10 protein-coding genes and 1 pseudogene are annotated in these 15,378 nt (G+C 61.2%); 4 read left to right on the top strand and 7 right to left on the bottom strand.

Translation table 11 applies throughout. The annotated features are described in order from the left end of the window. Positions 1-158 precede the first annotated feature (158 nt). Positions 159-1,994: an alkaline phosphatase gene (locus ACLF6L_RS01625; protein ID WP_238617804.1), complete on the top strand. Its 1,836-nt coding sequence runs from the start codon at positions 159-161 to the stop codon at positions 1,992-1,994. A gap of 56 nt (positions 1,995-2,050) precedes the next feature. On the opposite strand, the gene ACLF6L_RS01620 is transcribed toward ACLF6L_RS01625, so the two are convergent. Continuing rightward, on the bottom strand, positions 2,051-2,827 hold the full coding sequence (locus ACLF6L_RS01620) for a GGDEF domain-containing protein (RefSeq protein ID WP_238617805.1): 777 nt from the start codon (positions 2,825-2,827) through the stop codon (positions 2,051-2,053). After that, a complete protein-coding gene (locus ACLF6L_RS01615; protein WP_412852731.1) occupies positions 2,824-3,138 on the bottom strand; it encodes a DUF1987 domain-containing protein in 315 nt (104 codons plus the stop codon). Before ACLF6L_RS01615 ends, ACLF6L_RS01620 begins: the two co-directional genes overlap by 4 nt. A gap of 100 nt (positions 3,139-3,238) precedes the next feature. Between ACLF6L_RS01615 and ACLF6L_RS01610 the strand changes: the two are divergent. Then, positions 3,239-4,479 (top strand): annotated as a pseudogene (locus tag ACLF6L_RS01610) (IS3 family transposase). Positions 4,480-4,593: 114 nt separating this feature from the next. On the opposite strand, the gene ACLF6L_RS01605 reads toward ACLF6L_RS01610, so the two are convergent. From ACLF6L_RS01605 to ACLF6L_RS01585, 5 genes are all read right to left on the bottom strand, one after another. Continuing rightward, positions 4,594-5,154 carry a SiaB family protein kinase gene (locus ACLF6L_RS01605; RefSeq protein ID WP_008933284.1) on the bottom strand — a complete coding sequence of 187 codons (561 nt, stop codon included), beginning with the start codon at positions 5,152-5,154 and terminating at the stop codon, positions 4,594-4,596. A gap of 13 nt (positions 5,155-5,167) precedes the next feature. Beyond that, the gene (locus tag ACLF6L_RS01600) at positions 5,168-6,445 is read right to left on the bottom strand and encodes a SpoIIE family protein phosphatase (RefSeq protein ID WP_412852213.1); all 1,278 of its coding nucleotides are present in this window, start codon (positions 6,443-6,445) and stop codon (positions 5,168-5,170) included. Then, positions 6,442-8,238: a bifunctional diguanylate cyclase/phosphodiesterase gene (locus tag ACLF6L_RS01595; protein ID WP_412852212.1), complete on the bottom strand. Its 1,797-nt coding sequence runs from the start codon at positions 8,236-8,238 to the stop codon at positions 6,442-6,444. The genes ACLF6L_RS01600 and ACLF6L_RS01595 overlap by 4 nt, the downstream gene beginning before the upstream one ends. A 97-nt stretch (positions 8,239-8,335) precedes the next feature. Further along, positions 8,336-10,513 (bottom strand): EAL domain-containing protein, encoded by a 2,178-nt coding sequence (locus ACLF6L_RS01590; RefSeq protein ID WP_412852211.1) that lies wholly within the window; start codon positions 10,511-10,513, stop codon positions 8,336-8,338. Between the two features lie 32 nt (positions 10,514-10,545). Next, positions 10,546-12,594, bottom strand: a complete 2,049-nt coding sequence (locus tag ACLF6L_RS01585) for an HDOD domain-containing protein (protein ID WP_412852210.1) — start codon at positions 12,592-12,594, stop codon at positions 10,546-10,548. Between the two features lie 210 nt (positions 12,595-12,804). On the opposite strand from ACLF6L_RS01585, the gene ACLF6L_RS01580 reads away from it, so the two are divergent. Together ACLF6L_RS01580 and ACLF6L_RS01575 are read left to right on the top strand one after the other, a co-directional pair. Next, the gene (locus ACLF6L_RS01580) at positions 12,805-13,953 is read left to right on the top strand and encodes a MinD/ParA family protein (RefSeq protein ID WP_412852209.1); all 1,149 of its coding nucleotides are present in this window, start codon (positions 12,805-12,807) and stop codon (positions 13,951-13,953) included. 102 nt (positions 13,954-14,055) lie between these two features. Continuing rightward, entirely contained in the window at positions 14,056-15,378 is a 1,323-nt protein-coding gene (locus ACLF6L_RS01575) for a citrate synthase (protein WP_008933002.1), read from the top strand.

Genomic DNA, 15,378 nt, shown 5'->3' with positions numbered 1-15,378 from the left:
ACAACGTCAAAAAAAAAGAACCCCCCTGTCATCCCTGAGTTCTAGCTTCCGACTCATGACACTGAACCCATGGGGTCATGTCATCCGTCGGATCGCGAATAACCGACGGTCATCCGAAAACACGCCAGAACTTTTATTATTTCAGGGAGGCAAGACCCGTGATCCTGCGCAAGAAATCCACCCGCCCAGCGGCGGCGGCCGCCATGCTCCTGACCGCCATGTGGCTGGCTACGCCGGCCCATGCCACCCAGGTCCGCAATGTCATCGTCCTCATCCCGGACGGCATGTCCCAGTCCGTCGTCACCCTGGGACGCCTGTATCGAGGAGAAAACCTCGCCCTGGACGAGATCGCCAGCGGCATGGTCAATACCAGCATGGCCAACTCGATCATCACCGGCTCCGCCGCCGCCGGCACGGCCTTCTCCACCGGTTACAAGACCACTGAACCCTTCATCGGGCTGGCCCCGCGCCCGGACGACGCCATCAGCAACTACACCCTGCCGATGGACGTGCCCGGGGCGTCGGAAGCCGATCGCTGGGACTGGCTGGCCTATCGCCCCCTGGCCACGGTGCTCGAGGGCGCCAAACTCAAGGGCAAGTCCACCGGCCTGGTGGCCACCAGCCGCATCAGCCATGCCACCCCGGCTGCCTTCGGGGCGCATGTGGACAACCGCAATAACGAAAACGAGATCACCCGTCACCTGGTCTATCAGAATCTGGACGTGGCCTTCGGTGGCGGCAGCCGCCACCTACTGCCCAACAGCGCCGGCGGCAGCCGCACCGATGGGGAAAACCTTAGGCAGGTCCTGCTGGATCGTGGCTATGCGTATGTGGAAACCGCCCAGGAACTGGCCACCGTGCGCACCACACCGGTATGGGGCATGTTTGCCTCCAGTCACATGATGCCCGACCTGGACCGGCGCTACCTGCTTGAAAACGGCCATCGTTACCCCGGCAATGCCGCCGAGCAGGCTCAGGCCGAGCCGTCCCTGGCCGAGATGACCGCCAAGGCCATCGAACTGCTCTCCCAGAATCGCTCCGGCTTCTTCCTCATGGTGGAAGGCAGTCAGGTAGACTGGGCCGGCCATGCCACCGATCCGGCCTACAAGCTGCAGGACTTCCTGGCCTTTGACGATGCGGTACGGGTCGCCCTGGACTTCGCCGAGAAAGACCGCCAGACCATGATCATTGTGGTCCCCGACCATAATACCGGCGCCCTCACCCTGGGCAATTTCGCCACTTCCAGCAACTACACCAGCACCTCCGTGGAAAAGGTGATCGACCCGCTCAAGGGCATGAAGGTGACGGCAGGCTTCATTGCCGCTCAGTTGCCCCGCAACCCGGGCAATGACGACATCCGTCAAGCGGTACAGAACTACTGGGGCATTAGCCTGACCGAAGACGATGCGAACGCCATCCGCAGTGCCGCCGCCAGCGTCGGCATGACCTATGCCATCGGCCGCGTGGTGAGTGAGCGCCACACCATTTTCGGCTGGAGCACCCATGGTCACACCGGTGAAGACGTTCCCCTGTGGAGCTTCGGCCCCGGCGCCCCCAGAGGCTACCTGGACAACACGGAAATCGCCCAGGCGGTGGCCAAGGCCTTCGGCCTGAACCTGTCCCTGACCCACCCCGCCGGCCTCAATCAGCGTCTCTTCGTGGATGTGCACGAACACTTCCCCGAGGCCGTGGTTGACCGCTCCAATCCGCAGAAGCCGGTCATCCGCATGGGGGAATGGCACATGTCCTCCGGCACCGACCTGCTCTACCGGAATGACCAGAGCTGCCAGATGGAGGGCTTGGCGGTCTATGTGCCCCGGGCGGCCAACAATCAGGGCCGCGCCTTCGTTCCGGCCCAGGCCATCGAGCTGATGCAAAACTCCAATCAGTGGCAGCGCCACTGCGGCAGCCACCTGCCGAACCTGGGTCAGAGCATCCGCGACCGGGTTCAGGAAAGACTGTCTGAAAGACTGGGAGACCGCTTCCCCCGCTGAGCCCCCGAGTCTCATTGCGCGCCTTCTCCGCCGTCACGGCGGAGAAGGCCTGGCTGTTATGGAAGGCCCCGAATACAGTCTGCCACCACCTCGATACGATCCCGACCACTATGCTTGGCCCTGTAGAGGGCGTCATCGGCGCAAATGTAGAGCCGATCAAAGGAAGTACCGGCCGAGGCAAGGGCAATACCGAAGGAAGCCGTCACCCGAAGTCCGGGATGACCATCCCGGCGCACGGCACGAATGGCATCGGCAATGCAACCTGCGCAGCCCAGCGCCTTACCGGCGATCTGCCCGGGCAAAATCACCGCGAACTCTTCGCCCCCCAGTCGGCCGCACAGGCCATCCTCGGGAGCGAGGGTGCGCATGGCCCCGGCCACATCCCTTAGAATCTGGTCACCCACCGGATGTCCATAGCGGTCGTTGACCTGCTTGAAATGGTCGATATCCATCAGAATCAAGGCCATTGCCTGGACCGCCAGCAAGGCTTCCGCCTCGTCAATGAGGGTCTCCCGATTAAGCAGGCCGGTGAGGCCGTCGTGCCGGTTCCGGTAGGCCAAGCCGCGGGTCAGCTCGGTGAGGCGCTGATTGGCCCGGCTCAGCTCCCGCTCCGTGCGATCGGCATGGTTGATGAGACGACGCATGTCCCTGATGACCCGGTCGAACTCCCGGATCAGCGCCTCCAGAGCGCGCCGATGATCCTGATGATTACCGTTGTCAAGGGCTTGGCAAGCAGTCTCCAGGGCTCGGATTTCGGACTCAAAGAGATCCGGCGGCTTCCCTCGCCCGTCCCGGCCACCATCCGCAAAATCTGCAGGGGTTCCGATGCTCATGAAGTCTCTATCGGGAGAGTCCGAAAGTGGATCTCAGGAAAGTCATCCGCCAGCTCCTGGCCAAACTCCAGCATGGTGTCGTCCTCGGCGTCGTGGTACCAGTCCAAGGTAATCTGGTTGCCGAGCTTGGCAGCGGCGTTGAGTTCGTCCACCAGATTGAACAGCATCTTGGTGCTGGAGCTGTTGAAATACCGGAGCTCGATGATCACCTGTACCTCACCCTCTTCCAGGGAGCCCAGGAAATCCCGGGTACGTTGCAGGATCTCGTGATAGAAGCCGACCGCACTTTCGGGATAGGACTCCCCCCGAATGCATAGACGGCGAGCGGCAAAATCGAAGTCTATAGTGGACCCCGATATCTAGACAGCAGTTTAAGCTCTGAGTGGGGGGCTGAATCGGGATACTAACAAGATGACTGAAAAACGGAAGAGAAACACGTACAACGCTGAATTCAAGGCGAAAGTTGGTCTTGAGGCGATTCAGGGGGTCAAGACCGTCAACGAGATCGGTCAAGCCTACGGGGTCCATCCCGCCCAAGTGACCCAGTGGAAGAAGGCGATCCTCGAGCAGGCTGGCACGCTCTTCGAAGGCAAGCGGGGCCCCAAGCCAGTGTCGGAAAAGGATGCCCCGGACCGTCTCTACGGTGAGATTGGGCGCCTGAAGATGGAACTCGATTGGCTCAAAAAAAAGTCCGGGATCAACCTGCCGTGAACCGTCAAGACTGGATTGACGCGGGTGGCGAGATCTCCATCGTTCGCCAGTGTGCGCTGGCCGGGGTTTCCCGGGCGACCGTGTATGCGCGCTGGCGTTTGTCACCGGATGAGGCCGGCGACCTGCTGCTGTGTGGACTCATCGACGAGATCTACACACGACGGCCGTTCTACGGGAGTCGGCGCATGGTGGTCGAGCTGCGGACCCAGGGCCATAAGGTCAACCGTAAGTGTGTCCAGCGCCTGATGCGTCGGATGGGGTTGGCGGCGATCGCGCCGGGTCCGCATACCAGTCGTCCGCACCCGCAGCACAAGGTTTATCCGTATCGGCTGCGTGGCGTTGTGGTCAACCGGCCCAACCAGGTTTGGAGTACCGACATCACCTACATCCGTCTGGCTCAGGGCTTCGCCTACTTGGTCGCGATCCTGGACTGGTACAGCCGCAAGGTCTTGAGTTGGCGGCTCAGCAACACCATGGATACGACCTTCTGCGTTGACTGCCTCGAAGAGGCCCTGCAGCTGTACGGGCCACCGGAGATCTTCAACAGTGACCAGGGCTCGCAGTTCACGGCTGACTCGTTCACTGGCGTGCTCAAGCGAGAGGGAGTCACTATCAGCATGGATGGCCGCGGAAGGGCCTTTGACAACATCTTCGTCGAGCGACTCTGGCGGACGGTGAAATATGAAGACGTCTACCTCAAGGGCTACGCCAATCTCAAGGAAGTCACGCTGGGACTGATGGACTACTTCGCGTTCTACAACGGCGAACGCCCCCACGCGGCTCTGGCGAACGAGACACCGGATACGGTCTATCGGAACCGGCAGGGCGGAGGCGCACTGATCGTGGATAAGTACGGCCCGTCGGCTGTGACGCCACCCAGTGAAACCGCAGTACCAGGGCAGCGCTGTTCCGCTGCGAGCGAACCCCAAGCTATTGCTTAAACTCGTACTCTTTCTGTCTTGACGATGGGGTCCACTTTAGTCCACTTCGGGGGTATTGGGGGAAGGCGGAATATAGAGTCTGGTTTCCATGAAGTCGCTCCTGCGAATCGGACCTTAGAGGGTAGCCTTGAGGGTGAACAGCACATCCCCGCAAGGATTGGTTTCCAGGGCATATTCGATGGGTCCGCTGCTGTCACGCGCGATGGTCAGAAGCCCAAGCCCCGCCCCCTTGCTGTGCTCCGGTGCTTCCCGGCGCAGCTGCTCCCGGTACGATTGCCGTATCTGGTCCACGGACATGACTCGCAAGGCCTCCAGCTCCTGGCGCAGCTGCTGTGCCCACTCAGGGGTCACCGGGTTCTTGCAGATAATGAGAAAGTGCCCCGACTCCTGCGTGATACACACCGAGCCGGCCCGCATCTCATGCGTCCGGTCCGACTCAAGGGTCAGCTGATCGCTGGAGTAATGGACGATGTTCTGCGCCATTTCGATGAAGATGGAAAAGATCTTGCGGCGCAGACTACCCGGAGTCTCGGAACATTCCAGCCGCAGGCGCACCGCATCACCGATGGCGTTAATGATGTTCTGGGAGAAATAGCCGACGTAATAAAACACCAGCCCCTGGTTCCGAGTGATGCACGCCTGGCGATCGTGACAGGGAGAAAGATACTGATTCATGTGGGTCATCCGCTCAGGCACCAGGCCACAACAAGGCGAGTAAGGTGAGGTCATCCCGCAGCACCTGTCGGCCGCGATATTCGTTGAAGGCTTGCATGAAGACATGCTTCTGACCGGACATGTCCAGTGCGCGAGTCTCCAACAGAGTCTGGACAAGCCGTTTCTTGCCGAAGGCAATCCGTCGACGACCACCGATCTGGTCGATCACCCCATCGCTGGCCAGATAGAGACGCTGCCCGGGGGCCATGTCCAGCCGCTGGTTGCGCCACTCGTGATCCACCGGTGTAGCCGCGTAGCCCACCCCGCGACGCTCGGAGCGGATCACCTCGCCATGCCCCCCGCCTTCCGGGCGGATACGGATCAATGGCATCCGCGCCCCCGCATGCAGAACATGACCGGCGTCGGGAAACCCGCGCACTATGAGCCCCTCCAGGCCGTCATCAGAGTTGTCCGGATGCTCCGAACTCCGGGAAGATGCGCTATGCTGGCTCAAGGTCTGCTTGATGTAACGGTTCATGGAGGCCAGGAGCAGCGCCGGATCATCATGGCCATGGCTTGCTATGGCCCGTTCCAGGGCGGCCCCCGCAATCAGGGTCATGAAGGCACCGGGCACGCCGTGGCCCGTGCAGTCGAACACGGCGACAAGAAAGCCATCCGCCAGGTTGAAGCACTGAAAGATATCGCCGCCCACCGTGTCCCTGGGCTGCCACAGCACCCAATGGGCATTTGGAAAGCGATCCGCCAGGGCCTGGCGGGAAGACTTGAGCAGGGAGGACTGAATCAGGCTGGCGTAATCGATACTGTCCACCAGCTGGCGGTGCTGCCGGGCCTGTAGATCGTTCATGGCCTGCATCAGGTCCAGAACATGTCCCACGCCCCGATAGCAACCATCCTCCACCAGGATGAACCCATCCGCGAACACCTTCTCTCCCGTTTGTACCGCCAGGGCAGTCAGGGTGTCGATGGAGGTATCCACGTCCACCACCAGGGGATTCTTGTCCATGAAGGCGATGCAGCTCTGGCGGCTGTAGAGTTCAGGGTAATAGGGCTTGGCCATCATGTTATGAAACAGGCTGCGATTGATCAGCCCCATGGGACGCTCTCCATGCACCACCGGCAGATTCTGTAGCTGGCGCTTGAGGCTGAAGATCTGGGCAATCTGCTCGTTGGTATGGCCCGGGGTTACGGGATCCACGTGAATCAGCAGATCCTGGGCAGACCCGATGAAATGGCGGGAAAGGGCCGAGGGAAGATTGTCCCCATCCTGACACTGAACGGGTGAAGCGGTCATGGCTGCACCAACGATTCCGAGCGGCAGGCGGATTCGATGGCGAATCCGGTCATGGTGTCACCCCTTGCCATGCGCCTGTCCAGAAACAGGGTATTGCCTGCCTCTTCCTTGGCCCGGCACTTGACCTCGGAAGCGCGCTGAGAGATCTCCAGATGGGAACGGAAGCCACCCGGACACACCTGAACGGCCCCGATGGATAGACTCAGCAACGGGAAAAATCGCTCCTCACCCCGCCGGTCCAGAGTATGGATTCCTCCCATGCGTCGCTCCGCTTCATCGTAGAAACCCGTGACGGAAACCGCAAAACGGTCCAGCACCTCCCTGCACTGACGGCGCCATTGGTCCCCGGTCAGCACCAGGATGAAATCGTCTCCCCCCACATGCCCCAGGAAGTCCTCGGTTTCCTCCTGCACGGACCGCAATATGTCTCCCAGTGCACAGATGACCTGATCCCCCCGGGCATAACCATAGTAATCGTTGAAGGGCTTGAAGTTATCCAGATCACAATAGGCCACCACAAAGGGCACGCCCAGCTCGATGAGGCGATCCACGTGCTCATTGACAGGGACGCTGCCGGGAAGCTGTGTCAGGGGATTGGCATAGCGCGCATAACGTACCTGCAGGGCGGTGATCCGGCGCAACAACTCCAGCAGTCGACCGACACCCACGTATTGGCCCTCTCCGTCGATGATGATGAACTCATCATCGACGGTATCCCGAGCGGTCAGGGTTTCACTCAACTGCTCAAGGGGTTGGTCCTGACAAACCAGCAGCGGGTCCCGTTTCATGAAGAAACGGATGGGGCTGCGGTCGTGCAGTTCACGACTGAACCGTTGTGAATAAAGCGCGAGGATGTCATGGCGACGGATGATGCCCACGGGACAGCCGTCGTGAATGACCGGGAGACAATGCAGGCCGGGCTCCGCCTGGAAGCGGCTGACCGTGGTACCCAGGGGCTGTTCGGGGGAAGTGGTCGGATTGGTCTGGGCCAGCACAGCCACCGTCTCTCCCCGGTGACGCAAGCGGGACATCTCACCGCCCCGATGCCGAACAAGACAACGCAGCTCCCGCGGCGGGTTCGCGGCCGGTCTGGCAAAGTGATAACCCTGCCCATAGGGAATCTCCAGGCTGCGCACCACCTCGTACTCGGCTTCGGTCTCAATGCCTTCGGCAATCAGACGGGTACCCAGACTGTGGGCAATCTCCCGGATGGAATGCAGGAAATGGCGCTTGACCGGATCATTGTGCACATTCTGTACAAAGTGCATGTCGATCTTCACATAATCCGGCCGCAGCTCCGACCAGTGGCGCAGACAGCTGTAACCCGCCCCCAAGTCATCCAGCGCAATGGCGAAACCCATTTCCCGGTAATGTCGTACCGCCTCGCGCATGATGTCGTACTCATGGATGGGCTGCTGCTCGGTGAGCTCGATCACCACCTGCTCAGCGGCGATGCCGTTCTCCTGCAAGAGCTGCAGCGTCATGCCATGAACCGCATTGCGATCCGCCAGCACATCCGGATTGACGTTCAGGAAAAGGCGGCCCTGGAGCCCCAGCTCGGCAAAGCGCGCCAAAATCACTCGACGACAAAGCAGATCCAGTTCAAACAGACACCCCGCGCGGGCTGCTTCGGCCAGTAATTTCTGCGGGGCATGCAGGGGGCTGTCGGAGGGACCGCGGATCAGGCCTTCGTAACCCATGATCCCGCCTTGCTGCAAGGCTACGACCGGCTGGAACAGGGCATGCAGTTCACCGCGGGCAAGGATGCATTCTATGGTCTGGCAGGTAGTCACGGTACAGGTCCGGAACGGAGGGAATTCGCCCGATCCCGGGGCGCGATAGGTGCGTCACTTTAACCGGACACTGTGACACGCCGTTGACAGACCGCCCCTAGGCTTGTCGCGGAGCTTCATCAAGGTGACCATTTACCCGATTACCCAACGGCAACGGTCGTTCGAGAATGTCCGACAACGGCGCCGGCCGCCCGAACAGATACCCCTGCATCATCGGACAACCCAGGCTGCGTAAATAATCCATCTGCACCTCGGTCTCCACCCCTTCTGTAACCACCCCCATCTGCAGCCCCTTGGCCATGGACACGATGGCATTCACCAGGCAGGACTGATCTTCGCGGGCGTTGATCCCCTGAGTGAAACTGCGATCGATCTTCAGGGTATGCACCGGCAGTTTCTGCAGATAGCTCAGGGACGAATAGCCCGTCCCAAAATCGTCAATGGCAATGCGTATCCCCCGCCGACTCAGGGCAGCGAGCTTCTCCACCGTGGCATGGGCATCGCTCATCAGCAGGCTTTCGGTGATTTCCAGCTCCAGCAGATGGGGCGGGAAACGGGTCTCCGACAACGTCTCGCTGATCCGCGCAACGAAATCGTCATGCTCGACCACGATGGCCGAGAGATTCACGGCCAGTCTCATGTCGGCGCAGCCCCCGAGATGACGCCGCCCCACCTCTTCCAGAGCCGAACGCAGCGTCAGATGATCCAGGTCGATGATCAGACGGGTTTCTTCCGCCAAGGGAATGAAATCCGCAGGACTGAGCACACCATGGACAGGGTGAGGCCAACGGACCAGCGCCTCCACGCCGGCCAAGCGGCCTCGGTCCGCATCCACCTGGGGCTGATAGAGGATCTGAAACTCCCGCCGCTCCAGCGCCCGCCGAAAATCCTGTTCCAGCTGCAGAGGCTGGGCATCGCTGCCCATCTCGGGGTCGAAGACACGGAACCCGTTCCTGCGGGAACGCTTTTCCCGGTACATGGCGATGTCGGCGTGCTTGATCAGCTCATCCAGCCCCTGCCCCTGCTCCGGATACAGGGCGATACCGATACTGGCTCCCACATAGAGCTCGTGACCACCGATCTGGAAGGGACGGCTCAGACAGTCGATGATCTTCTGCGCCACCTGTCCGGCGGCGTGGGCATCCTGGACCTCCGGCAGCAACAGAGTGAATTCATCACCGCCGAAACGGGACAGGGTGTCACCCTGTCGGATGGAAGCCAGTAGCCGCTGACTCACTGCCTGCAGCAGCCGGTCCCCCAGAGTATGTCCCAGGGAATCATTGATGACCTTGAAACGGTTGAGGTCGATGAACATGACGGCCAGCCGCACCCCTTTGCGCCGGGCCTGGGCAATGGCAAGGCTGACCCGGTCCTTGAACAGGGCCCGATTAGGCAGGCGAGTCAGCAGGTCGTGATAGGCCTGAAAAGTGATGAAGGCCTCGGATTCCTTGCGCTCGGTGATGTCCCGGGCGGTCCCGTAGATGGAATGGGCCATATCACCGAAGGGACCATGCTCCAGCTCTTCCTGCTGGGGCCAGACCGCCACCTCGAAGTGTCTTCGGCTATGTATCTGCCCGGAAGGACGCAAAATCAACTCCACGGAACGGACATCCCGGTGCCGGCGCATCACCTGACCCAGGAAATAATGCGCCTTTTCCTGGTCTTCCTCGTCCACCAGAGACAATAGCGGGCATCCCAGCAGGGCTTCGCGCTCGTAGCCCAGCAGATCCGTCACCCGGGAATTGATGAAACTGAAATGTCCCGCCTCGTCCAGAATGAAGACGATATCGGGAGAATTGTTCACGATCAGCCGGTGCAGGCGTTCCGAACGCTCCAGGCGCCCTCGCATGCAGCGGTTCATTTCCTCCAGATGCTTTCGACGCAGGGCATTGTGGACGGTCGCCAACAGCTCTTCCGAGACATAGGGTTTCTTCAGGTAATCATAGGCACCATCCCGAAGCGCCCCCGTCATGTCCTGGATCGAACTGTTGGCACTGACCACCACCGTGATGCAGGGTAGCTGCTCGGCGGCCATGAAGCGCAGCACATCCCGCCCCCCCACCTCGGGCATGCCCAGATCCAGCAACACCAGGTCATAGCTGCGCTCCCGCAGCTTTTCCATGGCCTCCCGCCCGCCTCCCGCCGTGTCCGCCCGAAAACCATGCAGTTCCAGCAGTGAGCGCAGACTCGACAACAGACGAAGATCGTCATCCACCAGCAGAATGCGGGCGGAGGCAGGGTCTTGCGGTTCGTGAAAAGGCGGTGCTGAATTCATCTGTCGGGGTCCGGGAAATGTTCATGGTCGCATCATCCCTGACCATCGAGCGGAAACAGAATCTGGAAGCGGGTACCCTGCGTGCCGCTGGCACAGACAATGCTCCCGCCCATCTCGTCGATCAGGCGCCGGGTGATGCTCAGACCCAGGCCGGAATGCCCTTCCCCCTTGGTGGAGGTCACCGGAGAGAACAGCCGCGACTGGATCGAGTCCGGAATGCCGGGACCATCATCCTGGACTGTCAGCTCCGCGTATGGACAGCCGTTGAGATTCACCGGAGCGCGGGTCCCAAGCAGGATTTCCCCGCCCTCTCCCAATGCCTCAATGGCGTTTTTCAACAGATTGGTCAGGATCTGGCGCAGGTGATCGGCGTGACCGAGGGTACCCGCTTCACCCGCGGCCAGACTCAGGGACAGCCGTATCCCGCGGGTCTGACATAGGGAATTACTGAAAATCTCGGCCACCTGTTGCACCAGTGGATCCAGAGGCAAGTCCTCGGCCCTGCCCGGCGCCGGCACGTCCTTCATTCGCAGCAGGATCCGTCCCACCCGGTCGATCTCCTCACGGATCAGATCCAGATCCTGCTGCAACTCATGGGTCTCTCCCAGCTTGATGCGCAGCATGGCCAGATAGTTCTGGATGATGGTCAGGGGATTGCCCGCTTCATGGATGATTTCATGGACATGCTTCTGCAGATCGGATCCATCAACCCCGGGAGGTTGCAGATCATCGGCCAGTAACCGGGCGATTTCCCCTGCCAGGGCCAACACAAAACCGCGGCGCCCTTCCAGGCGGGCCGACTGGGCGCCGGGGACACCCAGCACCAGCACGCCGACCACGTTACGATCCCCGCCGACAAGGGGCAACAGCCAGAGCAGATCGGCATGACAGGCCCTGAAGAGCTGACGATCCACCACGGGAAGGCTTTCCTCTTCCGAACGGGACAATACCCGCGGGCGGCGATCAAGGTTCGTATCGATCACGGCACTCCTGCCACGCTCCAGGGGCAACACGAAGGCGGCGTCATCGGCGGGATCCATCCATGCACTCATGAGGCCCTGACGGGCATCCATGAGAAACAGCAGGCTGTGTTCCACCCCCAGGGTCATGAACAGGACCTTTTGCACGGCCTGGCAGCCATGCCTGACATCCCGCACCCGACTCAACTCCGCCTGCACCCTGTCAAGTTGACCCAGGTCGCTCAGACACTCGCCCAACCGCCGCTCGGCGTGGCGATCGGACATCGTCCGGTCCTGACCATCAAGATCGATTTCCAGGGCCGCCGCCAGACGCCGGACATCTCCCTGCACCCCGGCCCTCAGTTCAGTGCTCAAGCCCTCGTTGAGCCCGAACAGGATGTCGGCGGCCTCCAGAGCACCATCACGGAGGTTCTCGCCCGCCCCCAGCCCATGGGCCAGATTCACCAACTTCACCAGGTGATGGGCATCCCGCACCTGCAGCGCCGGTTCCAGATGATAGCGAACCGCATCGGCCAGCAAGGGGCTCAGTCCCCATTGCTCCATCAGACCGGCCGCCAGCTCGCAATGGCTACCGCCGTAGGTGGCCTGTTCCCGGCGGATCAGGTCCTGATCGTTCTCTGCCGCTTCCAGAAGTGCGGGATAACGGGCCTCATCCAGAGTCAATCGGGCCAGACGTCCCAGATTGACCAACAGGCCGCACAGATAGGCCTCTTCCGGACGGGGGTAACGGGTCAGGGCGGCCAGGGCCTGGGCCAGGGCGGCGGTGACCAGGGTGCCACGCCAGGATTCCTTCAGGAAACGACGGTGACGACGGCCAAATTCATCGAACACCTGCTTCATTGCCGCCGTCATGACCACGTTCTTCACCGTGCGCTGTCCCAGGATCATGACGGCGCGATCCAGGGAATGGCAGCCTCCGGCCCTGGCATAGTGGGCGGAATTGGCGACCGCCACCAGGCGTGCGGTCATGGCCGGGTCCTGCAGGATGATCTCGCCCAAACTGCGCAGATCGGCCTGCTCGTCCTGAATCGCATCCAGAATGTTCAGCAGAACCTGCGGCAGGCTCGGCATCGTCTCCATCAGCAAATTTTCCTGGGCCATGACTATCCAATGGCCCGACGGGTCGTTACGCGCATACCGCTGGCTCTCCCCCTGGTGGCAAACGCCCCCGGTCGGACCGGCCGACCGATGAATGATAACGTCAAGAAAGCTTCCCCACCGTCATTCCCGCCCGCGCGGGAATGACTTGATCAGAGGAGAATACTTAAACTCTGTTTGATCACAAATATAGTGTGGATTTTGAGATAAAGTATGTTCCTCGACAAACCTCACGCCAAGGCCGCTCAAGCGCCGGCGCACCCCCGATCGGCAAACAAAGCGGAGTACCGGCGCCCCCAGGTCATCGCCATTACCAGCGGCAAGGGCGGCGTGGGCAAATCCAGCATCGCGGTCAACCTGGGCTTGTGTCTTTGCATGCGCGGACACAGCGTCTGCATCCTGGACGCGGATACAGGGCTTGCCAATGTCAGCCTCCTGCTGGGACTGAGGCCGGAATACAGCCTGGAGCACGTACTCTCGGGCAAGCACACCATTGAAGCGGTCATCCAGAAAGGCCCCCATGGTCTGAAGTTGATCCCCGGTGCCCATGGCATCTCCGAGTGCGTGGACCTGGATATCCACCAAAAACAGCACCTGGCCCGGGAGCTGGCCCGCATCGAGGACGAGTTCGACTACCTGCTGCTGGATACCGCGGCGGGCATTTCCGAGACCACCCTTTCGTTCATCGGTGCCGCTCACCGCATGCTGCTGGTGCTGACCCCGGAGCCCACCTCCCTGACGGACGCCTATTCCCTGCTGCGTCTGGCCCTGCGGCAGGGCGACGTGAACTGCCAAGTTCTGGTCAACATGGTCGGTGATGTGCATGAGGCCCGCAATGTCTTTCAGCGCTTCAGTGGCGCGGTTGAGAAATACCTCAAGGCCCGAGTCAACTTTCTGAGCTTCATCCAGCGGGATGAGAGCCTGCGCAACGCCGTACTGCTACAGTATCCCGTGGCCCTGTTCCCCGAGCATGACCCTTCCCACAGGACATTCCAGCGCATGGCCGATGCCCTGGAAAATGCACCGCCGGTCGAGACTCCCGGCCGTCGGTTCAGCCAGTGCTGGCTTGATACCAGGGCGCCTGACAAGGTACCGGATGAGACTGAAACACCCCGGGATGAACCCGATACAATGCCGTCGGCAGAATCCCCATCACCCCCGACTCCACGCTCGGAGGCCCTTTTCAGCCGAGACGATACCGTCACGATGCGTGAGCATGAACTGCCCTTGCCGACCCGTCGCCATGGCTACGATGAAGCCCGCTTTGGTCCGCAGGAACAGCTGGCCGATCAGCTCAGACAACTGGGACAACAAGGCATCGGCCTCATGGAACGACTCAAGCGTCTGCAGAAAGCGCCTTAGGTACCTGCATGACCCATTGCACTGTGATGCCCGCATTGCATATCTTGAGTCTTTTACGGCTCGGCCGTCACTTTGTCCCTCACCCGCCCTGGAGGTCCTTCCATGACCAGCCCTAACCCATCCACATCCCGAGGCAACGCCACCCTGACACTGGATGGGCAGACCATCAGCCTCCCCGTGGTGGAAGGCAGCGAGGGCGAGCGCGCCATCGACATCTCCAACCTGCGCGGCCAGACCAACCACATCACCCTGGACCCCGGCTACGGCAATACCGGCAGCTGTGAGAGCGGCATCACCTTCATCGACGGCGATAAGGGCATCCTGCGCTACCGCGGCATCCCCATCGAGGAGTTTGCCGACAGTCCCTCCTTCATCGAAGTGGCCATGCTGCTGATCAACGGCACCCTGCCCACGGCCGAGGAATACGCCTCCTTCTCGGCGGATCTGACCCGCTTCGCCAACATCGACGAGGGCATGAAGTATCACTTCCAGGGTTTCCCCCGGGCCGCGCCGCCCATGGCCATCCTGTCCGCCATGATCAACGCCCTCTCTTGCTTCTATCCGGAACTGCACGAACTCGAAGACGAGCAGCAGTTCCGCCAGGCCTCGGCCCGCCTCATCAGCAAGGTGCGCACCATCGCCGCCTACGCCTACCGGCATTCCAAGGGCCTGCCCTACATGTATCCCCATCCGGCGATGCGGTACGTGCCCAATTTCCTGCACATGATGTTCTCCCAGCCCTACGAGCAGTACGTCTGTCCGGAAATCGTCAGCAAGGCCCTGAACCTGATCCTGATCCTGCACGCGGACCATGAGCAGAACTGCTCCACCTCCACCGTGCGCATGGTGGGCTCAAGCGGCGCCAATCTGTTCGCCTCCTGTGCCGCCGGGGTCTGTGCCCTGTGGGGACCGCTGCACGGCGGCGCCAATGTGGAAGTGCTCAACATGCTGGAGCAGATCCACCAGGGCAACATCACGCCGGAGGAATACGTCAAGCTGGCCAAGGACAAGGACAGCAAGGTGCGGCTGATGGGCTTTGGTCACCGGGTCTACAAGAACTTCGATCCCCGCGCCCAGATGCTGCAGAAGATCGCCCAGGAACTGGTGCCTGTACTCAACCGCAACGATCCCCTGCTGGACATTGCCCGTCGGTTGGAGGAGATCGCCCTGTCGGACCCCTACTTCGTGGATCGCAAGCTTTACCCCAATGTGGACTTCTACAGCGGCATCATCCTGCGGGCCATGGGCATACCCACCAACATGTTCACGGTGATCTTCGCCATCGGACGGCTACCCGGCTGGATCGCCCACTGGTGGGAACAGCACCAGGCGCCGGGTAGCCGGATTGCGCGGCCGCGGCAGATCTACACGGGGACCACAAACGCCCATTACCTGCCCATGGAAGAGCGCAACAAAGCGGACTGA

Origin of the sequence: Ectothiorhodospira shaposhnikovii (genome assembly GCF_047222355.1) — a bacterium.
Classification (GTDB): domain Bacteria; phylum Pseudomonadota; class Gammaproteobacteria; order Ectothiorhodospirales; family Ectothiorhodospiraceae; genus Ectothiorhodospira.
Note: the sequence above shows the minus strand (reverse complement) of the source record. Positions and strands in the feature narration are given on the sequence as shown.